This window comes from Rhizobium sp. RAF36 (genome assembly GCF_052114105.1).
GTDB lineage: Bacteria > Pseudomonadota > Alphaproteobacteria > Rhizobiales > Rhizobiaceae > Rhizobium.
Genome location: NZ_JBFREC010000009.1, coordinates 111,007 through 135,937, shown reverse-complemented (window position 1 = coordinate 135,937; position 24,931 = coordinate 111,007). Strand labels below are relative to the sequence as shown.

25 protein-coding genes are annotated in these 24,931 nt (G+C 59.1%); 4 read left to right on the top strand and 21 right to left on the bottom strand.

Annotation, left to right across the window (positions count from 1 at the left end; genetic code table 11):
- Positions 1 to 76: 76 nt before the first annotated feature.
- The 3 genes from AB4Z25_RS25205 to AB4Z25_RS25195 all read right to left on the bottom strand — a co-directional run bounded on the left by AB4Z25_RS25205 (position 77) and on the right by AB4Z25_RS25195 (position 4,207).
- Positions 77 to 1,291 (bottom strand): adenylate/guanylate cyclase domain-containing protein, encoded by a 1,215-nt coding sequence (locus AB4Z25_RS25205; RefSeq protein ID WP_442209915.1) that lies wholly within the window; start codon positions 1,289 to 1,291, stop codon positions 77 to 79.
- 22 nt (positions 1,292 to 1,313) lie between these two features.
- Entirely contained in the window at positions 1,314 to 2,930 is a 1,617-nt protein-coding gene (locus tag AB4Z25_RS25200; RefSeq protein ID WP_442209913.1) for an MDR family MFS transporter, read from the bottom strand.
- A gap of 98 nt (positions 2,931 to 3,028) precedes the next feature.
- The gene (locus tag AB4Z25_RS25195; RefSeq protein ID WP_442209911.1) at positions 3,029 to 4,207 is read right to left on the bottom strand and encodes an HlyD family secretion protein; all 1,179 of its coding nucleotides are present in this window, start codon (positions 4,205 to 4,207) and stop codon (positions 3,029 to 3,031) included.
- Between the two features lie 138 nt (positions 4,208 to 4,345).
- Between AB4Z25_RS25195 and AB4Z25_RS25190 the strand changes: the two genes are divergently transcribed.
- Positions 4,346 to 5,248 carry a LysR family transcriptional regulator gene (locus AB4Z25_RS25190; RefSeq protein WP_442209909.1) on the top strand — a complete coding sequence of 301 codons (903 nt, stop codon included), beginning with the start codon at positions 4,346 to 4,348 and terminating at the stop codon, positions 5,246 to 5,248.
- A 322-nt stretch (positions 5,249 to 5,570) separates the two neighbouring features.
- Here the strand turns inward: AB4Z25_RS25190 and AB4Z25_RS25185 are convergent, their stop codons facing one another.
- From AB4Z25_RS25185 to AB4Z25_RS25170, 4 genes are all read right to left on the bottom strand, one after another.
- Entirely contained in the window at positions 5,571 to 6,722 is a 1,152-nt protein-coding gene (locus AB4Z25_RS25185; RefSeq protein ID WP_442209907.1) for an adenosylhomocysteinase, read from the bottom strand.
- A 79-nt stretch (positions 6,723 to 6,801) separates the two neighbouring features.
- The gene (locus AB4Z25_RS25180; RefSeq protein WP_442209905.1) at positions 6,802 to 7,395 is read right to left on the bottom strand and encodes a hypothetical protein; all 594 of its coding nucleotides are present in this window, start codon (positions 7,393 to 7,395) and stop codon (positions 6,802 to 6,804) included.
- A gap of 508 nt (positions 7,396 to 7,903) precedes the next feature.
- Positions 7,904 to 8,434 carry an isoprenylcysteine carboxylmethyltransferase family protein gene (locus AB4Z25_RS25175; protein WP_442209903.1) on the bottom strand — a complete coding sequence of 177 codons (531 nt, stop codon included), beginning with the start codon at positions 8,432 to 8,434 and terminating at the stop codon, positions 7,904 to 7,906.
- Positions 8,435 to 8,807: 373 nt separating this feature from the next.
- Positions 8,808 to 9,374 carry a YceI family protein gene (locus AB4Z25_RS25170; RefSeq protein ID WP_442209901.1) on the bottom strand — a complete coding sequence of 189 codons (567 nt, stop codon included), beginning with the start codon at positions 9,372 to 9,374 and terminating at the stop codon, positions 8,808 to 8,810.
- A 151-nt stretch (positions 9,375 to 9,525) separates the two neighbouring features.
- On the opposite strand from AB4Z25_RS25170, the gene AB4Z25_RS25165 reads away from it, so the two are divergent.
- Positions 9,526 to 9,807 carry a GNAT family N-acetyltransferase gene (locus AB4Z25_RS25165; protein WP_442209899.1) on the top strand — a complete coding sequence of 94 codons (282 nt, stop codon included), beginning with the start codon at positions 9,526 to 9,528 and terminating at the stop codon, positions 9,805 to 9,807.
- An 18-nt stretch (positions 9,808 to 9,825) separates the two neighbouring features.
- Here AB4Z25_RS25165 and AB4Z25_RS25160 read toward each other — a convergent pair whose 3' ends face one another.
- The 3 genes from AB4Z25_RS25160 to AB4Z25_RS25150 all read right to left on the bottom strand — a co-directional run bounded on the left by AB4Z25_RS25160 (position 9,826) and on the right by AB4Z25_RS25150 (position 12,444).
- Entirely contained in the window at positions 9,826 to 10,863 is a 1,038-nt protein-coding gene (locus tag AB4Z25_RS25160; protein ID WP_442209897.1) for a glutathione S-transferase family protein, read from the bottom strand.
- A 73-nt stretch (positions 10,864 to 10,936) separates the two neighbouring features.
- The gene (locus AB4Z25_RS25155; protein WP_442209895.1) at positions 10,937 to 11,776 is read right to left on the bottom strand and encodes a tryptophan 2,3-dioxygenase; all 840 of its coding nucleotides are present in this window, start codon (positions 11,774 to 11,776) and stop codon (positions 10,937 to 10,939) included.
- Between the two features lie 188 nt (positions 11,777 to 11,964).
- Positions 11,965 to 12,444, bottom strand: a complete 480-nt coding sequence (locus AB4Z25_RS25150; protein ID WP_442209893.1) for a carboxymuconolactone decarboxylase family protein — start codon at positions 12,442 to 12,444, stop codon at positions 11,965 to 11,967.
- Positions 12,445 to 12,575: 131 nt separating this feature from the next.
- Between AB4Z25_RS25150 and AB4Z25_RS25145 the strand changes: the two genes are divergently transcribed.
- Positions 12,576 to 13,046 (top strand): RrF2 family transcriptional regulator, encoded by a 471-nt coding sequence (locus AB4Z25_RS25145; RefSeq protein WP_442209891.1) that lies wholly within the window; start codon positions 12,576 to 12,578, stop codon positions 13,044 to 13,046.
- A gap of 374 nt (positions 13,047 to 13,420) precedes the next feature.
- The gene (locus tag AB4Z25_RS25140; RefSeq protein ID WP_442209890.1) at positions 13,421 to 14,062 is read left to right on the top strand and encodes a hypothetical protein; all 642 of its coding nucleotides are present in this window, start codon (positions 13,421 to 13,423) and stop codon (positions 14,060 to 14,062) included.
- 44 nt (positions 14,063 to 14,106) lie between these two features.
- On the opposite strand, the gene AB4Z25_RS25135 is transcribed toward AB4Z25_RS25140, so the two are convergent.
- The 11 genes from AB4Z25_RS25135 to AB4Z25_RS25085 form a co-directional block, all read right to left on the bottom strand.
- Complete coding sequence (locus AB4Z25_RS25135) at positions 14,107 to 15,000, bottom strand: LysR family transcriptional regulator (protein WP_442209888.1); 894 nt, start codon at positions 14,998 to 15,000, stop codon at positions 14,107 to 14,109.
- 15 nt (positions 15,001 to 15,015) lie between these two features.
- A complete protein-coding gene (locus tag AB4Z25_RS25130; RefSeq protein ID WP_442209887.1) occupies positions 15,016 to 15,504 on the bottom strand; it encodes an RrF2 family transcriptional regulator in 489 nt (162 codons plus the stop codon).
- 111 nt (positions 15,505 to 15,615) lie between these two features.
- Positions 15,616 to 16,539, bottom strand: coding sequence for a LysR substrate-binding domain-containing protein (locus AB4Z25_RS25125; protein WP_442209885.1), 924 nt, complete (start codon positions 16,537 to 16,539; stop codon positions 15,616 to 15,618).
- Between the two features lie 112 nt (positions 16,540 to 16,651).
- Positions 16,652 to 17,446 (bottom strand): nitroreductase, encoded by a 795-nt coding sequence (locus AB4Z25_RS25120; protein WP_442209884.1) that lies wholly within the window; start codon positions 17,444 to 17,446, stop codon positions 16,652 to 16,654.
- Positions 17,447 to 17,481: 35 nt separating this feature from the next.
- Positions 17,482 to 18,096 (bottom strand): alpha/beta fold hydrolase, encoded by a 615-nt coding sequence (locus tag AB4Z25_RS25115; protein WP_442209882.1) that lies wholly within the window; start codon positions 18,094 to 18,096, stop codon positions 17,482 to 17,484.
- A 172-nt stretch (positions 18,097 to 18,268) separates the two neighbouring features.
- Positions 18,269 to 19,732 carry a mechanosensitive ion channel domain-containing protein gene (locus tag AB4Z25_RS25110; protein ID WP_442209880.1) on the bottom strand — a complete coding sequence of 488 codons (1,464 nt, stop codon included), beginning with the start codon at positions 19,730 to 19,732 and terminating at the stop codon, positions 18,269 to 18,271.
- A gap of 120 nt (positions 19,733 to 19,852) precedes the next feature.
- The gene (locus AB4Z25_RS25105) at positions 19,853 to 20,473 is read right to left on the bottom strand and encodes a glutathione S-transferase family protein (RefSeq protein WP_442209879.1); all 621 of its coding nucleotides are present in this window, start codon (positions 20,471 to 20,473) and stop codon (positions 19,853 to 19,855) included.
- Positions 20,474 to 20,565: 92 nt separating this feature from the next.
- Positions 20,566 to 20,994, bottom strand: coding sequence for a CBS domain-containing protein (locus AB4Z25_RS25100; RefSeq protein WP_442209877.1), 429 nt, complete (start codon positions 20,992 to 20,994; stop codon positions 20,566 to 20,568).
- An 18-nt stretch (positions 20,995 to 21,012) separates the two neighbouring features.
- Positions 21,013 to 22,398, bottom strand: coding sequence for an amidase (locus AB4Z25_RS25095; protein ID WP_442209875.1), 1,386 nt, complete (start codon positions 22,396 to 22,398; stop codon positions 21,013 to 21,015).
- Positions 22,399 to 23,517 (bottom strand): iron-containing alcohol dehydrogenase, encoded by a 1,119-nt coding sequence (locus AB4Z25_RS25090; RefSeq protein WP_442209873.1) that lies wholly within the window; start codon positions 23,515 to 23,517, stop codon positions 22,399 to 22,401. It abuts the gene before it with no gap.
- 39 nt (positions 23,518 to 23,556) lie between these two features.
- On the bottom strand, positions 23,557 to 24,720 hold the full coding sequence (locus AB4Z25_RS25085; protein ID WP_442209871.1) for a VOC family protein: 1,164 nt from the start codon (positions 24,718 to 24,720) through the stop codon (positions 23,557 to 23,559).
- Positions 24,721 to 24,931 lie beyond the last annotated feature (211 nt).

Here is a 24,931-nt window from a genome sequence, read left to right as displayed (position 1 = left end):
GAAACCCGTTCAATCGCCGCGCAATCTCGCGGGTAGCGCGGTTGCGGCCGAGCCGCGCCTCCGGATCACCACGTGGTCAATCGGTGCAATTTACCGGCGTCGTGATCGTGAAAAGTTCGATGGGGTCTTCAAATCCTTTCAGACGGTGGAATTTCGTTGTCACGACGTTTTCCGCCCATATCCGCCGACGGAACGCGTCCGACATCAGAACAGATTTTCCGAGCACGCCGCAGGCGGTCTGGATGCGGCTAAGCAGGTTCACGTCGGTGCCTATCACGGTGAAGTCGAGGCGCCTTCCGGAGCCGACGTTGCCATAGCTCACCTTGCCATAGTGGAGGGCTACTGCGGCATCGATGCTCACGCCCTCCATGTCGAAGCGCGATAGTTCTTCCAGTATCTGGTCCGTCGCTAGGAGAGCCTGTTCACTGGCCATTACGGCGTCTGAACTTGGAAAGAACGCCATCGCAGCGTCGCCCATAAACTTTAGCACCTCGCCGCCCCGACTCGTAATCGCCGGAACGACGATATCGAAGTAGGCGTTTAGAAGATCGAGGACCCTCCCTTCCGGCAGCTTGTTGGAAAGCTCCGTGAAACCGCGGAGATCACACAGCAAAAGAGCGGCTTCCATGGTCTCGATCTCACCCTGTCGGATTCTGCCTGCAAGGATTCGCTGTGCGGTCATCGGCCCGATGTACACGTCGAGCAGCGAGAGTTCTGCCTGACGCATGACGCGAAGTTCGCAGGTGTTGCGCAGGGCCGGGAGAATGCGTTCGATTAAGCCGATTTCAGAGGTTGCGAACCCGCCGGGCCGCCTAGTCCCGAACACGGCAGCGCTGACCGGACCGTCGATGTTGCAGAGCGGGGCGATCACGATCTGCGCCAGGCCGCGATCCTTGAAGACATCAATATGCTGCCACGGCCACCGTGGATCGTCGGCGTCGACGATCATCGGTTCGCGGCTGTCCATCACCTTGCGAAGTGGAGTGGTTGCGAACGCTATCTCCATGCCGTGCTCGCGGTCGTGGATCTCAACCGGTTCGGACGGAGCCCATGCCAGCGTGCGTCCGAGGATTTCCGGATGTAGGGTCACGAGGTGTAGCGTAAGCCTGTCCACCGGGAGACCGATCTGGCGAAGCCTACGTCCTAATCCAGAGATCAGTCCGGCTTCGTCGATCGAGTGACAATCGTCTCCTGACAGCCATTCGAGGACGGAAAGGATCGAGCCCGTATCCATATTTCGACTCTTTTCCGCGCACCGACGGGAGATCGGCTGTTGCGTGATCGTGTTCATCGACGTGACTCTCAATTGCGGGTTAATGAGCACCAGCGCCGGAAACCTGGCCTGGCTTCTTCAGAAGAAGTGACGCAGTGAGGGCGACGAGCAGGGCGACGCCGAGCAAAAAGAACGTGTCACTGAAGGACATGATGTTTGCCTGCTTGCGGACACTCGACGCGATGGCAACGATTGCCTTGTGGGTGGCGGCTGCCTGGTCGCTCACGCCGTGGTTCATGAAATAGGTGGTCAGTTTCGCGACACGGACCCGGGTGGCCTCCTCGAAGACGCTGATGGAGTTCGTCAGGATGTTCGAGTGGAACTGTTCACGCTTCGAGAGGAAGGTCTGCAGCGAGGCAATGCCGACGGCGCCGCCTAGATTGCGCATCATGTTGAAGAGCGCGGACGCGGAACCTGCATTTTCCTGCTCAATGCCAGCCGTCGCGATGGCCGAGAGCGGAGCGAAGACGAGGGCCTGGCCAATGGCTCGCACAACGTTCGGCCAGAACAACTGGTCGCTCGCATAGTCTCCCGTCATGAACACGTTCATGAAGTTCGAGGCAGCGAACATTGCAAACCCAAAGATGATCAGCAGACGGACGTCAAATCGCTTCATCAGCCGGGGAACGAGCGGGATCAGAAGGAGCTGTGGGATGCCCGTCCAGGCGAGAACCATGCCGATCTGTTCGGAATTGTAGCCTTGGATGCGCGACAGGTAGATCGGCAGCACGAAGGCGGAGCCATAGAGCGCGATCCCGAGCAGGAAATTTGCCACGATCCCGAAGCCAAAGTTGCGGCGCATCAACAGGCGCAGGTTCAACAGCGGGTGCGCGGTCTTCAATTCGATGATCAAGAATAGGATCAACGAGACGGCGGCGATGATCGACAGGCGGACGATGAAGTCCGAACCGAACCAGTCTTCCTTGTTCCCTTCCTCGAGAACCGTCTGCAGGGCCGCGAGACCAACCGCCATGGTCACGATACCGGGGTAGTCGCCCTTTGCCAGAAGGCCAAGGTTCATCGGTGCGCGGTCGAGAGACAACCACAGCATTGCGACCATCAACGAACCGGGCACCAGGTTGACGTAGAAAATGAACTCCCAGCCGTAGTTTTCGGTGAGATAGCCGCCGATGGTCGGGCCAATGGCCGGAGCGAATGTTGCAGAGAGCGCGAAGAGCGCCAGGCCGATGGGCTGCTTGGGTTTTGGAAGAAGCGTGATGATGATGGTGAAGGCCATTGGAATCAGAACCCCGCCGGCGAAGCCTTGGATGGCTCGCAGCACGATCATCTGTTGCAGGTTGACCGCGAAGGCGCATGCGATCGAAAAGACAAGGAAGAGAATAGCGTTGACCAGAAGGTAGTTGCGGACGGAGAAAACTCGTGCCAGCCAGCCGCTGAGCGGAATTACGACGATCTCTGCAATGAGATATGAGGTCGAGATCCAGCCGCCATCGTCCTTGCCGGCGCCGATCGCACCTTGAATATCGGCAAGCGACGCATTGACGATCTGGATATTCAGGACTGCCATGAATGCGCCGAGCGTTGAGCCGACGACGGCGCACCACATCCTGAACGAGCTCATTTCGGACTTGGCAGGCTGCGCGGTGGCCACTTTGGAATGTTGATTGCTGGTAGCTGCAATCTGAAGTGTAGCCATGACTTATCTCCTTCCGGCTGATGCGGAATCTCTCATGACGATGGGTTGTCGAGATCTGAAAAGGAACGGCGGGATCATCCAGCAGGAGGGGACAATCCTCACTTGCCGTCCGAAAGCTGGGCTTCCTTGGTGTCGATCTCGGTTTCGACGGACATGCCGGAGCGCAGACGGCCCGCGAGTTCTTCGTCGTCGATGATTATCTTCACCGGAATACGCTGCACGATCTTCGTGAAGTTGCCCGTTGCGTTGTCGGGAGGCAGAAGCGAGAACTCAAGACCGCTGGCAGGCGAGATGCTGTCGACGTGGCCCTTCACTTTCAAGTCGGGAAAACTGTCGACTTTGACTTCGACCGTCTGGCCAGGTTTGACGAAGGTGAGCTGCGTTTCCTTGAAATTCGCGACCACGTAGACGGAGTGCAACGGCACCACGGCCATCAACTGTGTTCCCGACGTGACGAATTGACCGATACGAATGGAGCGCGCGCCCACAGTGCCGTCGACTGCCGATAGAATGTTGGTATAGGAGAGATTCAATTCTGCCTGCTGGGCCGCTGCCGCTGCCCGGTCTCTCTGGGCCACGGCCTGATCCCGCTGCGTCCTTAGCACAGGCACCCTATTCTGCGCCGCAACGAGGGCAGCCCGGTCGCGTTCGACGGCTGCGGACGCTTGATCCATTAGAGACTGTGTCTGTTCGGCCTTCGACTGGCTACCTGCCCCACTGAGAATGAGGCGCGCGTTTCGGGCAGCCTCGGACTTCGCAAATACGAGTGAAGCGTTCGAAGCGTCGATCGAAGCTTTGGCCTGACCTATGACCGATTGCTGGAGATCGATCTGAGCGTCGACGTTGGTGATGGCGGCTTCACCAGCCTTCACTTCGGCGTTTGCCTGGTTGAGAGCCGCCTGGAAGTCCCGGTCGTCGATCCTGGCGATCACCTGCCCTGCCTTCACGACGTCGTTGTCGTTCACAAGGACCTCTTTGATATAGCCAGCTACCTTTGGGGCGACGGTCGTGTAGTCGGCCTTCACATAGGAATCGTCCGTGGATTCGATGAAGCGGCCGACAATCCAGTAATCATGGCCGAGGTGCGCGACGTAAGCCGCACCTGCAAGCAGAGCAGCGATCAGCACACCCTTCTTGGCGATGTTCTTGCGTGGCTTCGCGACCTGAGCCGATTGTGCAACAACGGCCTGTTCGACCGGAGCCGATGGCGCGTCCATGATCTTACGATCGACGTTTGCGGAAGTTTCGAAAACTTCCTTGCGGGGTAGTTCGACCAATTCAATTCTCCTGTCATTCAGCGCGCTCCAGGCGCAGCTCTGGTTTGTTGAAGTGAAGATGTCCCGCTTTTCTTAGATTGATAATCCGCATATATCGGTAAGGATCATACGCTGAGAGCGGATAATAAAGGTGCGGTTATGGATCGGCTGACGAGTCTTTCGGTCTTCGGGAAAGTGGTGGAGTGTGGCGGGTTCACCGCAGCGGCGCGGCGGCTGAACATGTCGGTTACGATGGTGGCGACCCATGTCCAGTCGCTCGAAGAGAGGCTCGGCGTCCGCCTCCTGAACCGCACCACGCGCAAGGTAAGTCTTACCGAAACAGGCAAGTTCTATTACGATCGCTCGGCCCAGATTCTCGCCGACCTCGACGAGGCGGATCGCGCTGCTGGCGCTCTGACCACCATGCCGCGCGGCGTCCTCAAATTCAATTCCACGGCCGCCGTCGTGAGGTTCCTACTTCCTGTCATGGATGAGTTCCTACAGCTCTATCCTTCCGTTTCACTAGATCTGAGCATTGCCGAGCGAGCGGTCGATATGATCGAGGACGGGTACGACCTGTCGATCCGTACGACGCCAGCCCCGGACTCCAGTCTCGTCGCCCGAAAGCTCACTCCTTGGCGGCATATACTCGTATGCTCACCGTCCTACCTGGCTGCGCACCAGGCTCCAACGACCCTGACAGACCTCGCGGGCCACGACTGTATCCGCTACACCTACTATCCCTATGGCGACGACTGGACCTTCGAAGTCGAGGGCGGCAAGAGGAGTCATACGAAGGTCAGTGGTTCTGTCGTCACTAACAGTGCCGAGACGCTCCGCTACATGGCAATCAATGGACGCGCGGTCGCCCTCGCCCCAAGCTTTCTCGTCGCCGAGGATTTAGCCGAAGGGCGACTTATCCGCCTGCTCCCGGAATACCGGGGCGTAGAATTCGCAATCAACGCCGTTTACCCGACTAGAAGCCATCTGCCGACCAAGGTCCGTCTGTTCATCGACTTACTCGCCGAGAGGTTTGTCGAGCATCGCGTCTGGATGAGCTAGCCCTTCAGGCCCGAGGGTTCGTTCGATTGGCAAATCGTCGGCTGAGGTTCCCAGCTCTTTTGCGGGCAGTCGTGCAAATTCGCAGCATTCGATAGCAGAATGCCGCGGGAAGGATTTGAGCTAGGAGGCGCGTCTGGGTGACGCATCCTGGTCGGACTGCCTTCACCACAAGAACGGTGGAGGGGGGCGCGGTCCAGAAGAAAACTGTTCATCGGCCGGATGAATCATGCAACTCGCTATGCCTCGTCGCGGCGAAAGACAGCACGACGCTCGCACTCCTCGGCGAGCAGCGGCGGAGTCTTTTGATGGCAATAAACGGGCCTTAGAGGAAGTGCTCGATCCAAATCTCGGCGACTTCGCGTCTCGACTTCTCGTCGAGCTCCTCGAGTTGATCCTTGGCGATTAAAACTTCTCCCTGGATCAGTCTCTTGATGGCGTAGAGCTTTTCACCTTCGATGAGCTGGATGGCCGGCCCGATGACGGCACCGTGTATGAAGTTTGCGGCGTTTCCGTCTGCGATCAGAAAGAAGTGGCGGCCGCTGCCCCGATTTTCCTCATATCGCACGTAGTTCTTTTCGATTTCCGTGCGGATGTAGCCTCGCGAGAGGCTGCCGAGATCGAATTCGTCGTCGGCGGATGTCACGCTCGCGACGACGCATCCAGACTGCAGCATTCCGAACCCCCGCAGGTCGAGGGACTTGTTTCCGGTTGCACAGACGACGAGAGACGCCTGGCCCACGGCTTGGTCCAGTCTCGTATTCGCTTGAAAGCCTCGCGCCGCCGCTTCTGCGAGTTTGATAGGATCGGAGTCGTAGACTACGGTGTTGATCCCCCGGCTGCGGAGAATGCTTGCAACAGATCGCCCGACACGCCCGTAACCGATCACGGCAGCATTTCGGGTCTGAAGGATTTCAGCTTGTGCGCGTAGAACCGCTTCGATGGAAAAGACCACGCTGGATGCGACGAGATGGTCCTCCGGCAGTTTCAGCGGGCTTCTGGCGACGGTGATGACAGGTACCGAAAGCGGCAGCGCCGCTTCGTATTTTTGGACCCCGTTCTCGGTGCCCTCCATCACTCCGAGGATCTTGCCGTTGAAAAGCTTGGCGATCTCATTGATCGAGGGGGCGAAGTAGCCGCCGATGTCCACCAGCACCACCCGCTTCCGAGAGAGCCCTAGAGACTTTAGCTCGGCCACAACGGCTGCGGCATCCGCGGCCCATTCACGCGACAGCGGAGGAGTACTGTACTGTGCGGCGATCTCCGCATATTCCGATCTTTCGACCGACTTCGGCTTTGCTAGCACGGCACTCACGTGCATCATTTTGTCGAGTGCAGCGGGAACGAACACGACGGTGTTCGGAACCATGTGAGCGACCGCGACGCAATAGACGTCTGGAGCGTATCCCAGAAGACTGACGAGATGCGAGAAGAACGCGGTTGCTCTTCTCGCACCCGAAGGTTTCTCGTCGTCCAATTTTATTACGTGTCGATACCCATTTTTCTGCTCCCTTTCGGCCTCTCCAGTCTCAGCTAGAGCGGACCCCACGTTTCGTCTACGATTCATCGTGGGTCCATTCAAGCTTGTGCCCCGATTTTCCACTACTTGGATTAAGAATCTCTACCTCGAACGCAAGTCTGCTCGGACTCAATTGTTGCGGCGGAACCTTGCGTGAAACAAGTACCTCTTCCGTATCGCTCGCGAACTCGTGGCATTTGACCTCGAGTCCCCGCCAGTTTGGCACGGAAACCTTCAATTTGATGTGGTCGCGGACTCGCGACGATGGACGGACCTGAAGCATCGGCACAAAAGTGCCCTTCAAATCCTTCATCCTGTGGCGGAAGTTAACGACTGCCTGCTCACCAGGTTGGAGCGTTTTTCCAAGATCCACGACAAGGATTCGCTTGTTGCCTTCGACGATCAACGGGCCGTGAATCCTGTGCTGAGGAAAGCCCCACTCGTCGATTTCAGAGACCACTTCCGGAAGCGTCTCGCGTTCCGCGCCCGACCCGGTCCAAAAGTACTCGTGGTGGAAGAACCTGCTGGCGACAGCCGCTTCGAGAAGAAAGGTGTGTTCGGAGCGGAAAGTCATCGACCCGCGATCAACAACCTCAAGATGATGATTGGCCTTGCAGAACAGAAAGGACATAACGAATTCCGTCGAGGAAGAGGCTATCTCCTTACATGCGATTCGGGTGTTTTTCAACGCCACATGCACGGCAAGGTGGTTCACGCTACGCTTTATCGCCTTGCCCACAGGTGCCTGCGGGAAAGGCTACCGACCCATCCAGCGAAACTCGGCGATGGAAGCTCGGCCAGTCTCTTGTCGTAGAGGCAGATGAGGTTGACGCTCGTAACGCGCCCCTTTTGTCGCCCATGGAGCCCCGTAGAAGAATCGCTGCTTTCCCCGTGGCATCATCGAACACGACTGGAACTGTTGCCTCCGGGGAGTCGAGACCCGACTGACCGATGCAGGTTCCATTCGCCTTGGCAAACAGCGCTGCCCACGCTCCATCGCTGGAAGCCGCTGCCTGCTGGATTGAAGCGAGCGCCAGCGCGATAGCCATCGTGATTCTCTTCATCTCAAGGTCCTTGTTGCATTAAAGGGGCGCATCTCGCCGCCATTGCGTCGTTGAGCAGCGTCGGGTCGAAAGTTGTCAGGCAGCGTAGTCAGGCACGAACTCTGCCATCGCGGCCTCCTCCTGCCGGATGCGGATTCCTAGTGGAATGAGGTAGATCGGAAGCCCAACCAGCAGCGTCCCAGTCGCGCCCAGTGCAAGGGCGAACCCTGCGAGTTCAGGCAGTATGTTCAGAAAGTAATTCGGGTGGCGGTAGCGCGAGAAAAGTCCCGTGCGAACCACGCGATGACCACTGGCTATCATGATCTTGATTGTCCAAAGCGGACCAAGACTGCGCATGACCGAGATCAGAACGCACGCCGAGAACAAATAAACACCGACTCCGAACGCCGTTTCGAAACCCGTGCGCTCAACTCGCAGGACGGCACCTTCGGTGATGGCGCTGAGATAGAACAGCACGTGCACCAGTGCCAGCGCCACGCTGTTGGTCTGGCCCACTTCGTGAGCGCCGTCTCTCCTCAGTGCAATTTCATTCCTGATCGAGATCGCCACAGTGAGAAGACGCCAGGCGATGGCCAGGAAGACGAACAATGTAAGGTAATTTGGCATCGTCATGGCTCCGCGGTTACATGGCGCCCTCTAGCACGGCAGATTTCGTCCAGACGATCCAACGATCGTATAGGTACCCTACGCTTATCGCGCCGGTCGCAGTGTCAACAAATCAGAACACCGGAGCGACGCGACAGGACCGACCACATGCCTCGCAATCGACTGGGCGGCAGGAACGCTGCGATGCGTCGCCACGTCCATGCCGCGTCTCACCGACATCGTCCGTCGTCGCGGCAGACTTGCGCTCCAGGCATGGTAATTTGCCTGGCATCGGCACAGGCTCGCTTCTTTGGGTAGGGATCATAGGGGAACAACTCCTTGGACTTAGGGAAGGATGTTGAATCAAGATGCAAGCGACCGGTGGCGCTGCCGTTCAGGCGTAGTCAAACGCGGCACTCACGATGATTTTCACTGCGTCGCCGACGATGGGATACTTGGCGCTTACGCCGAATGCGCGCCGGCTGATCGTGGCAGAGGCCTCGAAGCCGATTGTCGGCTTCCCAGTGAGCGGGTTTTTGCTCCCGCCGATAAAGGCAATATCGAGGTCGATAGGCTTCGTGATGCCATGCAATGTGAAGTCACCGGTGAACTTCGCGCTGCCATCCGCCAATGCTCTGAGGCCTTCGCCAACGAGCGTAATCCGGGGAAACCGCTGCGCATCGAACCAGTCGGGACTGCGAAGTTCCGCGTCAAGCACCTCGCTGTTCGTCTTCACTTTCATGCTCGGCACCCCGACGCTCAGCGAAGTCTTTTCAGGACGTTCCGGATCGATCTCAAGCCAGCCGGCGGGGTCGTAGAACTCGCCCCAGTAGTTGCTGACGCCAAAGTGCACGACGTTGAAAAGCACACGTGTGTGAACCGGGTCGATGGCGTATCGACCGCCGACGATCTTCCGTGGGTCGGTCTCAACGACCAGAGCGAAATGCGAGAAGTCCGTCATGGCTGCTCCTTCAGGTCCGCACATCCCGCCTATCGGGATAACGAATTGAAGTCTGTCCGCCTGGAACTCGATCGACCAGCCAAACGATGGTTTGCGTTGACCCATGATCGGTCGCGGCTAAGTCTCGCCCGCAACCGAAGGAGCAATGACCATGACAGAGGAAATCAGAAACAACACGACGATCGGCAGGTTCGAGCTGCCCATCAAGGACGATGCTCTGGCGGCCGCATATTATCGCGACGAGGACGGCATCCTCGTGCTGGTACACACCGAGGTGCCGTTCGAATACGTCGGACAGGGATTTGCGACGCGGCTCGCAGAGGGCATGTTCTCAGTCTTTCGGACGAATGACCAGAAGGTCCGGCCGCGATGCGAATTCATGGCCCGGTATGTCTTGCAACATCCCGAGCTTGATGACTTGGTTCGTTGGTAGTCTCGGAGGATATCCTCGTCAGGCTGCACGATCCGCCAGATACTCGGACCTCGGCATCGAGGACATGGTGGCGTTGACGACCTCGTCTCGAATAGAGGGAAGCTCGAGCAGCATGGCAAGATAGCCTTCAACTGCAGGCATATCCGCCCACAGATTCTCCAGGCCGAGATACTTCAGGCGGACCAAGCTCACGCCCCAGAAGAGGTCTGCTAGTGATACATAGGGTGTACAGAGCCATGTATGCTGGCTCGCTCGAAGATCCACGTCCAGGCCGGAGAGAATTTCGCGCGTGGTGTCGCGAAGCGCCCTTTGGAATTCCTGATCGTGGCGGATCACCTTTCCACCGGTCTCCTTCGCTATCTTCGCCGCATACGCTGCGACGAGATCGTAATCCTCCGAATTTTCGGCAACCAGTGATGTCAAGGCCTCGAGCTTCTCCTCGTAGACGGACGACATGGCTTGCCTCAGCGGCTGCGGCCGCCTGTCGTCTTCCGGATGAAAGCCATACAGCAGACCCGGATGCGGAGTTCGGTCCACTGCGGCAAGCTGCCGGCGCACATTTTGAAGCTGTTCCGGATCGGCAGGAACGAGGCGCTCGGTGCCTGGCAAAACGGCATCGATGTGAACACAGATGCGAAGCGAATCCACGACGACCTCAGACGTCTCAAGATCGACAAGTGTCGGGACCGCACAGGGATCGAGTCCGGCGTCGGAAACGGAAGAAATCCCCGAATATGCCTCCACCAACCTGATCTTCAGCGACTCGCGCCCCTGCAGCCTGAGGCGGACGTAGTCGGCTCCGTAATTCTCAGCGGGAACCAGCACGCCGTCAGGGCCGCGTTTGCCTAGAATCAACATCTCGTTCGATTCAAACGATGCTGCACGATGAGCCAGAGTCGCCCTCACCTTCTGCGAGCAGAAAGACATGGCTGCGTGAAATAGGACGAACCTACCCCTTTGAACGCCTTCCGGGTTTCGAAGCACCCCGGCCCTGGATTGGTCAGCAATTGTCTCGCGCGCGAGTCCGACCATGGTTTCAAGCTTGGATCGATCCATTTCTCATCCGCCGTTAGGGGTTGCTGGCAGGGCCGTTTTTGCGCGGCCCGGCGTTGGAACGCACAAGTGGCTGCTAGGCAACCAGTCCACGGGCTGTCCAGACCTCGGGAAACGGGATCTCCTCCATGGTGGGAAGCAGCCACTGAATGGCATCGACACCATGGTACGCCGGGCGAGATCCGAAGGTTCGCCTGGTCGCCATGAGGTGGAGGTATTTCCAGTTGGTGAACTCGACGGCAATGTCCGCCAGAAGTTCCGCGAGCGTCCGCCATGGATCCGCCGGATCGTCCTTCCGGTAGATGTCTGCCCAGACCGCCTCGATTTCCTTGCTCGGAACGTAGGGAGCAGAGTAGTCGGGAGAGAGATAACCCGCAGGGATCGACTTGCCGGCACGCGAGAGTGCGGCAAGGATATCGTCGTACATGCTCGGCGAATTCAAGCGTTCCGAAAGCTGCTTGTATCGGTGCGGCTGAGGCTCGAAGTGCTCAAGCGACGGCCTGTCCTTGACTCCAAGGAGAAACACCATCTCGCGGAACGTCCATCCCTGCAAGGCCGTGTCCTTGCCGTGCCTGGCACTGAGTCCTTTCAGGATCGGCATGAGTTCGGCAGGCGTCAGCCAGGAAAGCGAGCGCCAGTTTGCGTTGAAAGCTTCCATATGGCTGACTATCCGGCGCAGCACCCGGTTGGTCGCCGGGATGTTGTCATTGCGCAGATCGCCTTGGGCCGTGACAAGTTCGCGCGTGATGAGCGCCCAATAGATCTCACTGATCTGCACGTTGGCCAGAAAAGCGGGTTCCGCCGGGCTATCGCTCACCAGATCCTGCAGCGTGTGAAGAACCTCGGTCTGGACATATCGGCTGTACGGGGTGTGGCCGTCGTTGCTCGGCTGCGGATTCATCCCAGTGTCGTTCATCGTTCCATCCTCTTTCTTGATGCCGGTCTTATGTCCCGGTCAGGCAGCGAGGGTAGGAGTAATTCTGGGGTCCGGACAGGCGGTCGTTCTTCGACTCTGCGTCCAAATCCGTGAACGACCTCCGATTGCTCATCGGAGAAGCGCAGGCGACCGAAAATCGGGGTGGCCGCCTGCAGGCTGGCTCGATGTTACTCGAGGCCAGCCTTGTCGAGGCCGAACACCTTGTCGGCAGAGCCGGGAACGGCACGGAACGCGACGCTGGCGCGGTTCCACATGTTGATCGCGCCGACCTGGAAGGTCAGGTCGGAGATTTCCTTTTCGGAGAGCTGGCCACGGACGCGCTCATAAAGATCGTCAGGCACGCCGCCTTCCGGAAGCTTCGTCAGCGCTTCCGTCCAAGCGAGCGCTGCACGTTCGCGAGGAGTGAAGAGCGCCGACTCGCGCCAGGCTGCGAGATGGTAGATCCGGAGTTCGCGCTCACCGTGGATCTTCGCTTCCTTCACATGCATGTCGAGGCAGAAGGCGCAGCCATTGAGCTGCGAGGCACGGATGTCGACCAGATCGAGGATCGACTGCTCGATCGAGCCCTTCTTGATTTCGTTGCTGAGAGCCATCAGGCTCTTGAAGAGATCGGGCGAGAGCTGTGCAAAGTTAAGCCGTTGTGTCATATCATTTTTCCAGGTTGGAATTGGTACCAAACCACTGCCAGGGAGGCCCCTTCTGTGGCCGTCGGCATCCTGTTGCATGGTGGGTATCCCTGATAGCTATACGTGCGTTGGGTTTGCGAACTCGCGCAAATATGCTTTTGCCCACCCGAACACCAATCCGGGTAGGCAAAGGCGCCGCGTTCAGGCTGCGAGCAGGCTGTCGCTATGCCATCCGGGTCATGATCTACCTCGGGGCCAGACCGGGCGAGCTGTGCTCGATCAAAGCTGTCGCGGATGCGTTTTCCATCTCACAGAACCATCTGATGAAAGTGGCCCAGGACCTAGCGGCAGAGGGCTTGATCGAGTCAGTGCGTGGACGAAGCGGTCGCATCCGGATCAGTACGCCCCTAGAGACCATCAACCTCGGGCGCCTCCTGCGGCACAGCGAAGGTTTGAGCGAGCTGCTTGAATGCTCGACATGCGTGGTGGGCCGGGCGGGCGGAATGCCGAGCATATTGTCCGAAGCAACAGCCGCTTTCGTGAAGGTGTTCGACAAGTACTCCGTCGCTGATCTCGTCCGTCGAAGAGAACAGCTTGCCGCGCTGCCGACGACCGCCGCTTAAGGTCGACGGCAACGGCCCGGCAGTCCCGCTATTTGGTTGCAGATGTAACGGAAGATTATGTTCGCCGCGACGGAAACCGAGCGAGAAGGCCAGTATAATGCGTTGTTAAATAATGTCTTTTGGCGTTTCCGGCGATGGTGCGTCAGCGCCTTCCAGGCCTTGAAGATCGCAGAATTTCACAAGCTTTGAGCAAGCTGGCGTCCCTAGCCATCGACATGCGCAGGGAATAATCGCACCGGGATGGCTTAGAATTCAGGCCAGAAGCGGATGGCGAACGAGCGATGAGAGCTCATGGTTGTCCGCACCAGAAGCCCATGTGCGCAGATCGTATTCGATTGAATTTCCGAAAGCCTCATTTTGAAAGGGTAATCGCCATGATATCCGCACTCTCGCTCGCCCGCAGCTATACCGCCCGGCTCGCGCTCGGCGTTCTCCAGAACGACAACAACTCGACGAACTCCTCTGAAAGCAACAGTCCGGCATCGAGACTGCTCAATTCCCTCGGCCTGAGCGACAGCAGCTCGACGCGCTTGGATTCCAAGACTTTATCGGTGCTGCTGCAGGCGATCCAGAACCAGAATTCGAGCGCTGCCGGCGGCGACAAGACCTCGCAGGCAGTTGCGGGGACGATCGGATCGAAGTCCTTCATGACGACGCTGAAGGATCGGCTCAGCAACACTGGCAGCGATCCAATGAGCTACGTCAACAATCAGGCAATGCTCGGCGCCCTTAAGGACGGCACTCTCAAGGTGACCAACCCGGCAACAGGCGAGACGGCCACTGCCTACGATCCCACCGATGGCAAGAAGCATAGCACGGCGACGGAGGCGTCCGATCCGAAGGCTTGGAACAAGTTTCTTCAGGATCACCTGAAGCGCAACGATGACGGGTCGTTCGCGAAGTCCGCAGACGGCTCCTACATTGATGCGAAAACGGGAGAGAATGCCTACTTCGACAAGATCGGCGGCTCGTACTACTACTTCACCTGGCCCGGAAAGATGTCCGCGAACGTCTGATAGGCTCACTACTCCGCTGAGACCATTGCCACCCCGCGATGGTCTCAGGATTGATTCGTCCGAAAGAGAGTCGACACGAACTGCGTCAGCAACTGCATCCGGCGGGGCGGCATGGTGCCTGACGCATGGATTGCCTGCAGTGGTGCGCTCTGCAATGGCATTGACGGCGCTAGAGCCAGTAGAAGGCCTCGGTCGAGATCCTCCTGAACTAGCCGCCTGATGAGATGCGCGACACCAACGCCGTTCAGCGCCGCCTCCCTGATCGCAGCCGCCGAATCCAGGGCAACCCTGCCTTCCGGCATGAACTCAGCTCCATCCGCGAACCGCACCGGATAGACGACGCCCTCCATCGCGTACTTCGCAAAGGGAAGCTCCTTCAACGCTTCAAGCGTAGCAGGGTATCCGAACTCCCTCACAAAGGCTGGCGAGGCCACCAGGACCATATTGAGATGTCCCAGCGTGCGAGTCATGAGCGTGTTCTGAGTTGCGCCACCCACGCGAAAGACGACGTCCAGGTTCTCGCGGAAAATGTCGGAGTGCCTGTCCGTCATCCTGACATCGAGGGATATCGCGGGGTGCGCTGGCAAGAATTCGGTGATGATAGGCCGAAGGATTTGCAGTCCCAGTTCTCCGGGCAAGCCGATCCGCAAGTGCCCGGAAGCCTCATCGCCCAAAGCATCAATGTCCGCAGCGCTTTCAAATTCTCGCAGGAGCGGCGCGATGCGAGCATGGAACGCTCCCCCCTCGTCTGTCAGGCTCAGTGTCCGTGTTGAGCGGCGAAGTAGCTTTGCTCCGATTTCTGCCTCGAGCCGGGACACGCTCTTCGAGGCCGCGGACGGCGTAACGCCAAGGCTCTTCGCGGCAGCGCTGAAGGACCCTGTCTGCACCGCTCGCACGAAGGCCGCCACGCCGACCATCTCATTCAGTATCCCCTTCATAGGCGTTGCTCGCGTCTAGGCGGAAATCGCTCTGCTTCGGGCATCGCTGATCGTACGAGGCGACAGTCCGAGTTCGTTCGCGAGATTTCCAAGATTGCTTGCCGAAAGAGCCTCGCACCACAGGCTATCTGCCGCGCCGAACGAGCGAGCCAGAACCGACCCCGCACCGGGTGTCTGATTGCCCAGCAGCAGGCGTTCAATGCGACGGCTCTGCTTGAACGTCGCGATGTCGCCCTCTATCGCTTCGACGATTTCAAGAAGCCGGATATCCGTTGGTTCGCGGGAGAGGCGATATCCGCCCGACATTCCTTGGGAAGATCTTACAATCCCGGCCCGCGACAATGCCTGGAGGGTCTTGGCGAGATACTCCTTCGGCATCTCGTAGAGTGCCGCCATCGACTTGGCGGATAGGGCCTCGCCGTCGCCCAATCCAATCATGAGCAGACAGCAGAGGACGGCGTGCTCGACCTGGCTTCGTAGTCTCATGCAAAAAATCCGCAGCATTGAGTTATGGCCTCGTCGCGCAATTGCCGAGACGCTGATGCGCGGATAACGTATTCGGTCTGCGGGGAAGGCGAAATGTAAACTCAAGTTGGGGGCGTTGCGCCCCCTCTCCTATTCCGATCTGGGCGTGAAAGCCGTCACTTTCGGGACCTCGGTCGCCAGAAAATCGACCAGAGAGCGGACTGCGGGAAGCAGGCCATTGCGATAGGGGATCAAAGCACTCATGCGCGCATCGGCCGCTATCCAACCCGGCAGTATCTGCTGCAGCCGACCAGCGTCGATCTCGTCACGGCACATGTATCCCGGTAGCGCGGCCACCCCGAGATTGGCGCATGCCGCCTCCTTCAGGGCGATCATGTTGTTGCTCAGGAACCTGGGATCGATCGGCACGTCCGCCTCCCGCCCGCCCGGTCCCTTCAGCTTCCACATCTCCGCGCCATGACGGTCCATCGCAAGGGTCGAATGTTCGCTCAGGCTCTGCGGATCGGTGATTTCACCCGCTCGTCTGAGATATTCGGGGCTGGCGAACAGATACCAGGGCACGCTTGCGATCCCGCGCTGCACTAGCGTCGAGTTCTGAAGGGAAGCCACGTGCCCCCTCAGCGCCAGATCGAAGCCTTCCCCAACCATGTCCACCAGCCTGTCAGTGGCTATCTCGACGATCTTCACTTTCGGGTAGCGGTTCAGAAATACAGGGATCACGTCACGCAGAGCGAACTGCGCGATCTCGACTGCCGTAGTGATCCGGATTGTTCCGCTCGGTTCGTTCAGGCGCTGCCGGACGAACTCCTCCGCAACGTCGGCGCTGTGCAACATCTGCAACGCGTACTGGTAGAATTCAGCCCCGACGTCCGTCATTCCGAACTGCCTGGAGGTTCTGTTTATAAGCCGAACACCCAGGGCATTCTCCAACTCGCGGACCCGATGGCTCAAGGTTGATTTCGGCACCCTCAGACTTTGTCCAGCAGAGGTAAAACCACCTCGATCAACGACCTGCACGAAGAAATAGACGTCTTTGAGTTCCAGCACCGGCACCTACCTTCCTGGGCGGACAGCACAAGCAAGAAAGCCATCGCGACGGTCGCGATGGCTCCGATATCGACGCCTTCAATCGTAAAACGTCAAGTTTTTCTCGAACAAAGGTTTCCTAACCAGCGAAGGTGACGAACTCGTCGATACCAAGCTTGTTATTGACCATGTTGTTCTCTGCCAGACTGTTGTCGGCCCAGCCCAGTGACAGCCCGGCCACCACCATGTCGCTTTCCGCAAATTCAAGCTCTTCTCGCAGCATCTCGTGCTGCAGCGACCAGATCTGCTGAGCGCAAGTGTCCAGGCCGCGAGCCTTTGCCGCGAGCATGACATTCTGCAGGAAACATCCGTAGCAGATGAAGCTTGCCCACTCGAGCTGGCGATCCATCGTGAAGATCATGCCGACCGGCGCCTCGAAGAACCGGAACTGACGCTCGACATCCTTCAGGCGTCCGTACTTGTCACTGCGCAGGACGCCCACCGCGTCGCCGAGCTGGCCGCGGAAGAGGTTGAACCGACTGATGAAGGGATCGTGGAGCGGCTGCGGAAAGAAGGGATATTCCGGTCCCAGCTTGTCCGGTCCGGCCCGGAAGATGTCGACGGCCTTGCTGGTTATCCGATCACGGGACTCGCCTGTCAGGACGTAACACTTCCAAGGCTGCGTATTGCTCGAGCTCGGTGCGAACCTTGCCGCGTCGAGAATGTCTCTAACTGTGTCAAGCGAAACAGGATCTTTCAGAAATCCGCGTTTTGCCCGTCTTTCAATCATGACCTGGTCAACGATCGCCGACCGGTCTGCACTGTTTTCTTCCCACTTTGCGTTGGCGTGCATGGCAGCTCCCCTTTCTTTTATATGAGCTGAGAGAGAGACTAATCGCTCATCGACATTTGAGAAGTTCGAAGGCTTGTACACATGGTCCAACGTCTCCGAACGATGAGCGGAAGGATTCAGGCAGCTTGGGCCTCCGACATCATCCAATCCCGAAGGATTCCCGTCATCTCGTCCGGACGTTCGATCGGTGGCAGGTGACCGCATTCATGAAACAGGTGGAAGCTCGACCGGGCGATGCCGCCGTGGATGAACAGAGCCTCCGCTGGCGGTGTAATCAAATCGCAATCGCCGACACCCACCAGTGTAGGGACACGGACGGTTTGCAGAACATCCCGGAAGTCTGGCCTGCTGAGAATTGCATTCTGCTGTCGCCGGAACGCAGCCTCCCCAACGCGGGCCGCCATCGAACGCACCTCCTCGGCGGCGGTCCCGCCGAGGGACACGGGATGAAGCAGCCTTGGCAGCATGCTGCGAGAAACGCCAATGAAGCGACCTGCCGGGAGACTGCGAATGGCTTCGCGGCGTTGCTCCGCCCGATCCTCGGAATCCGGCCGCGCGCTAGTGGAAAACAAGGCCAGTCGCGCAACGCGATGGGGCGCCTGCCGCATGACCTGAAGGGCGACATAGCCTCCCATCGACAGGCCAACCAGAGTGAACCTCGGCGGTGCCGCGGCGAGCACCCGTGTCGCCATTCCCTCCACCGTGTCGTCCAGGGTAAGGTCGCCCGTCATGACCTTCCCGACGTTCCCAAGCACAGATGCCTGTCGGCGCCAGAGGGCGCCATCGCAGAGAAGTCCGGGTAGAAGGACGATCGGCAGTCTCGACATGTGCGCTCCGCAATCTCGTCGGGGCTGCATGTTGGGGCCGGGCAGAAGCGCCGTCAAACTATGCGAAGGTTGGGGGTCAGGCCGCCCCGAAGGCCCGTCTCATTTCTTCGCGCAAGACTTCCCTCGGCATCCCCGATTGCACCAGAGCCCCACCGTGGATTGCTGCCGCGGCGTTGGTTTCCTTGATCCACGACGCAATGTCGTCCGATAGACTTGGCCGCTCTATCATCATCCGTGCGAAAATATCTCTTGGGATATCGAGGACATTCACGCGCGTCCTCGCCGTCGCAGCATGCAGTTCCGGCTTTCCAACGAAGAACCCCCGCAATCCCAGACAATCTCCGGGGGCGAGCCGAACGAGATCTTCGCCGCCCATGGAGAGGACGACGACGCCAGCGGCCACGACTCTGAGCTTCTCCGACACCGATCCCTCCTCGACAATGACTTGGTCTGCATCAAATGCGACAATGCTTGCATGTTCGGCAAGAAAGTCCCTTTCCTGCGGCGTAAACCGCGAGAACATCGGAACCGCCTCGATAATAGATCGGCTCCGTGAGGGCAGGACATCACGGGGAGCCGCCTCGCTTACAACCTGCCCTCCTGCAGGCCGCGCAATTTCGAGACCGTGAGCCATGCAATGGCGAAAGACCATGTCGATCACCTCGTTGCGTGCCGGCGATCGGTCCGCTGGGCTCTTCACGCGAAATAGGAGTTGCAATGCGATTGCCGTCTTGTCGATGTCCACGAGAGAAACCGACGGTGGCGGATCCTGTACGACGCCATTGCAGTTGTCGAGTGCTTCGCGCATCACCTCGGCGACCAGTTTGGGCGGCAGCGAAGGCACAATCCGGACCGGAAGCATGATTTGATGGGTCTCATCCGGGCGGCTGACATTTGTCAGGCTCTGCTTCGCGAGGACGCTGTTTGGCAGCACGACCTGATTGTGGCCGCTCGTAAGCAGATAAGTGGATCGCCAGTTGCTCGCTACGACACGCCCTTCGGTCCCGTCGGCCAGCAATATCCAGTCGCCGATGACGTACGGCCGTCCAAGGGTCAGCGCAATTCCCGAAAACACATCGCCAAGCGTGTTCTGTAGTGCAAGACCCAGAATGATGGCGAGCACCCCCGACGTCGCGACCAGCGTGCCGATGGGAACGCCGAACACGAAGGCCATCACCGAAAGGAGGACGCCAAGGTAGACGACGGCGACGAGAAGGTCCTGGATTAGGCGGGCTTCACGCGGGCGCCCATCGAGCACGATGTAGATCCGGACGAAGCCGATTGTCGCCCACGAGAGGTGGGTCCACCAGAGAATCTTTGCGGCAACAACGGCGGGGCCACTGCCATCCAGGTGAGGAGCATCAAAGTGGAACGGCATTATCTTCGCGAAGACCAGCGCGACCGTCATCAATGCGAAAAATACGATCTGGGCGATCAGTCGTTCCGTCGGCCTGCCCCTGCCCTGCAAGTGCCAAACGATAATTCCAGCGACGCCAAGGAGGTTTATGACGACTACCAATACGAACGTCTGCTGCGACATCTAAAAAAGTCCCACCTGTCCCGAGCCTTGAATGCTGCCGATCCGGGGGCGCGTGGTCATGCCACGAACGATCAGTCCGGCTCAGTAAGGCAGGCTACAGGAGAGTGCAGGCGTTCGATATTAAACGGATTGGTAGGTACTCGTCTCGAAAATTCCGAGCCAGCCGGGTTGCGCTCGCACACGGTCGAGCCAAGATTCGATGTGGGGAAACCTCGGCATGTCGAACTTTCCCTCGTGTGCCAGCGACGTATACGCGGACACGGCGAGATCAGCCACCGTGTAGCTCACTCCGGCCAGCCACTCGTGATCCGCGAGCCATCGATCAAGCTTTTCCAGGGCGATGTAACCATCGGCGTGCAGGCGCTCTACCTGCTGGGACATTTTGTCGGCCACGCCTCTAATGTGGTAGACCCGGCAAAGCGGAATTGACCGCTGGATGTCGCCTTGTTCGAAGAACAACCAACCCACGATCTGGGACCGCAGATAGGGATCGTCCGGCAAAAAGCGCGTGCCCTCGGCGAGATAGAGGAGGATCGCGGACGACTCCACGATTGTCCTCCCATCGTCTAGCTGCAGTACCGGAATCCTGCTGAAGCGATTCAGCTTGTAGAACTGGTCGGTCTTGGTCTCGCCGGACTCCAGATCGAGAGTGTGGCGCTCGAACGGAAGCTGCAGCTGATTGAGAAAGTTCCGGATCTTCCATGAATTGCCAGAGTACCGGCTGTCATAGACTTTCAACATGATCTGGCCCCTCACCAATTGATGAACGACTCGATCTTAGACTCGCAATGGCCAGTTTGGCAATTAAAACAAGGTTTTATTGCCGCGTACACTCAACCTGAGATATAGGAGCGGATGTATTCGGCCTCGACTTCGATCGCGCGGATGTGGTGACGAACAACATCGCCGATCGACACGATGCCCGTCAGGCGGCCATTGGTCTGGACGGGCAGATGGCGCGCCTTGTGACGGTTCATCGCATCCATCAGGCCATTGACGCTCGTTTCCTTGGAGCAGCAGTAGACGTTCTTCCACATCACGTGCTCAAGCGACCCCTTTAGCGCCTCCGTTCCTCTCTTTGCGATAACGGCGACCACGTCTCGCTCCGTGAAAATTCCCTGGATCTTGTTTTCACCGTCCACCACGACGACGGCGCCGATGTGGTTGGCGTGAAGCAACCTGCACGCGTCCATGACAGTCGCGTCCGGCGACGCCGTCACGACAGCGCACCCCTTTTCTTTCAGGATTCCTTGCACCGACATTTTCCTGCTCCTCTACCTTCAAGGCGCCAGCGCTATGCCCGGCGGCATCGCTTCGGGTTGTTCCATCCAGATTTCCGCGGCTGCAGCAACGGAAAGCAGGTCCTCGTCACGACCACGCTTTGCGACAATCTGCAGTCCCGTTGGAAGCCCCTCTTTCGAATGGCCCATCGGCAGCGAAATGGCCGGGAGACCAGAAAGGTTGAACGGGGCGGTATATGTCATCAGCGCCTCACGAACCGAACCAGCCCATTCGCCAATCCGCACCTCTTCCTCCCCCACGAGAGGGGCAATGCATGGGCTAGTCGGTGTAATCAGCAGGTCGAACGGCTCCATTAGGCGGTCAAGACCTTCCACAAAGCGGCGCCGAATGCGCATGCATTCCTCGTACTCGCGAAGACCGGAGGAGGCGGCGAGTTCGAGACGCAAGGCAGTCTGCCTGCCATAGCGGCTTGAAATGAATGACAGATCGTGGCGAGCAAAGTGTGCCATGCCGCCTTCGGCTAGAACAATGCCCGCGAACGCGCCGAATGCGGGCAGAAAGAGTTCGGCATCCTCGATCGCAACGAGGTCGCAATGCGCGCCAATCCTGTCGAGGGTCCGGGCGAACATCCGTTCGACTTCGGCCGAAGGCGGAACATTCCCCAATCGGCCGATCACACCTACACGGAAGCGATCCGGCGCGGCGGCGGCACCCCGCGAAATGCCCAAGGCGCTCGAGAGGCATGCGACATCGTCGACCGATCGGCCCATGACCCCGACATGGTCCAAAGACGGAGCGAGCGGAAACACGCCCTCCGCGGACAGGCGCCCGAAGGTAGGCTTGAATCCGACGACTCCGCAAAGCGCCGCTGGAATCCTGACAGATCCCCCAGTGTCTGTCCCCAGCCCGCCGCGCACTGCCCCATAGGCTATCGCCGCCGCCATGCCACCGCTCGATCCGCCGGGAATCCTCGACTGATCCCAGGGATTCAGCGTATTTCCGAAACTCTCGCTGGACGTGGTGACCCCCCAGGCAAATTCATGAGTCGTGGTCTTGCCCACGACAATGGCCCCGTTGCTCTTCAGGGCACGCACGACTTCGGCGTCGCGGGCGGGGACGTTGTGCTCGTAGGCCGGAGACCCGTAGCACGTGGGCAGATCCGCGGTGTCGATCATGTCCTTGATGCCGACGGGAATCCCGTCGAGAGCCCGTTGCTGCCCCTGTCGGTAGCGGCCTTCCGAGCGGACCGCCGCACCCATCGCGCCCTCGGCGTCGAGCGCGGAAAAGGCGCGAACCGCCGACAAGCTCTGCCGCGACGCCGACAAGGCTGCCTCCACGATCGACCCAACCTGCCGGCGGCCCGATGCCAGTTCGGCTAGAAGCTCGCTTGTGTTCGACTGTTCTCCGGAAATGCCGACCCTCATCTACCAGAGCCCTTCGAGGAGGGCGGAAAGCTTCTGATCGGCGCCGTCGCCTAGATCAGCAACTTCACGCGGATAGTTGTCCACGAGGAGCCTGGATACCGATGAGAGCTCCGCATGGTCGATGTCCAGGTCCCGCAGGCGGCTGGGGAGACCGAGGCGAACAACGACTTCCTGAATATCGGAAGCAAGCCTCCGGGCAGCTTCGCCCCCGGACGGTGCGCCATTGAAGATCCGCAGCTTGTCTCCGTAGAAGCCCGAGCAAGCCCTGATAACAGGAGCGAGGGTGACGCAAGACGTCACGCTGTGTGGCGCTCCGTATGTGCCGCCGAGGATATGACCGATCCGATGGCTCAGTCCGTAGATCACCGAGGCTGGGAAGAAATAGCTCTGCCAGGCCGCGAGCTGAAGCTGCAGCAGGTCATCGAGATCCACCGCTCCGTCCGCGATTGCATCGCTCGTCTCACCTTGCCCGGGCCAGCGGCGCAATACTTCAAGGAAACGACGGACGCCGGCTGCCGCGAGCACCGCATGCGGATGGTCCTGGTCAACCAGCCGCATGCCCTCAACGGCATGATCGATCCCTTTGATCGCCGACGACAGAAGCAGTGTTCGGGGAGTTCCCCGGATCAGTTCCGGGTCGATGACAACGGTCTTGGGCGCAGTTTCGCGAACGGCATAGCTACGCTTGAACTTCACGTCGTGATTGGTCTCGGTGACCCCGAAATAATGCGAGAATTCAGAGCCTGACAGTGTGGTCGGCAGAGCGACGATCGGAAGATATCTTCCCGTCCTCACCTCGTGAAAGTGGGATGCAGCCTTGGCGGCATCGAGGACAGATCCCCCGCCCAATGCGACGATCGCGCCTGCGCCGGAGGCGACGCATGCCTCAATGGCCCGCTCGACGGCGGTGTCGGGAACATGCGGAGGGAAGTCAAGGAATGTCCCGACACTATCCGAAAGATGCGGCGCAACGAGCGCTTTGGCCAGTTCAGCGAGAGGCTCAACCGTGAAGACGATAGGCCTCTCGATACCGTGCATGCCAAGATTGGAAAGGGCATCGGCGATGACACCCCGGCCCCATATCACCCTCTCCTGCGGGAGAAATTCGAGCTTTTGCATTCTTCAACATCCTCCAAGGGTCTATGGGGCGCGGTCCGTTCAGCGCAATACGGGGACAGGCGCCGGCCGATACGCCAGATGGCGTTCGATCGCCTGCCGATCCTTTTCCAAGGTCTCGGGAAGGCAGAGCTTCTGACCAAGGCTGGCCACATCTTCGTCGGCCGCGAACCGGTTCGGCGTCGCGAGAGCGCAGATATGTCCGTCCGGGTCCCGGAAGTGGAATTGCTTGGCGTAGACGGTGTCCTGGATCGTAGACACCTCGATGCTGAGCTTGCGGAATCTCGCATGCTCGTCGGCAAGTGCCGCATCGTTCTCGACTTCGAGCGAGAAGTGATGCGAAAGGCCGGTCCCGAGACGCCCCGCTTTGTAGCCGGGCAACCCGAAGAATGTCAGCACCGATCCCGGGGAGAGGTCTTCGTCGCAGGCATAGTAGAAATGAGTCCCTCCCCGCTCATCGAGATAGTCGGTCTTCTTGATGAGCCGAAGCCCGACCTTCTCGACGAAGAAGTTCTCGGTGCGCTCGGCATCGCTGGAGATCGACGTGATGTGGTGAAAGCCGCGCAAGGCGAAGTCCGCGGTTACTGCCGGCAGCGGCTGAGGCCAGATCTCCGCAGCGACCTGCAACTCGTCGCGGCCGCCGATGAGATTTTCCTTCGGCTGCGGCCGAAAGCCAGAACCGAGGACTTCTTCGTCATGGCCGAATCCCGGCTCCGTGGTGGCGATTTCGATGATCGCTCCGTCCGGGTCGCGGAGGTAGATGGCATGAAAGTAGTGACGGTTGTAGGGACCCGTCACGTGGACGCCGTGGTCGGCAAGTCGGCGCTTCCATTTCAGCAGCCCGTCGCGATTGGGCACGTGGAGGGCCAGATGATGGTTGGTACCCGCGCCCCATCGTCCCTTGGGGTCGCCGACGCGAGGATTGGCAACGCCATCCTGCGTCGTGTGCTGGTCGATAAAGCCCCTCTCCGGCATCATGTAGAAGATTGGGTTCCACTCGATGTAGGTGATGGACTCGCCCCTGCGGGGCTCGCCGTCGAACTGATGAAATCCGAAGGTGACAACGGGCAGCCGGGCGTCGTGATGATGCACGGTCCTTTTCACGACCGGCAGTCCGAGGACCTTGCCGTAGAATTCCTCGGTGCGCTTGATGTTGGCAGCAACGAATGTCTGGCTGCTGACGCCACGTATGATCATCTGGTTCATGTTCCACCTTCGCTTTTTCTTGGACATCGGCTGCTGGAGCTCGAATGATGCGCAGGCTAGTGCTGCGAATGGCCTAGTGAGAAGCCAGTCGACAAGAGACGTAGCGTTCAAATTCGTGGACGAAGTCCAGTCTCCAAGACGCGGAAGCACAATCCGATTGCGATGTGCTTACCCGGAAGCAGGGCTTCATTGATGCAAGTGCTATCCTTGA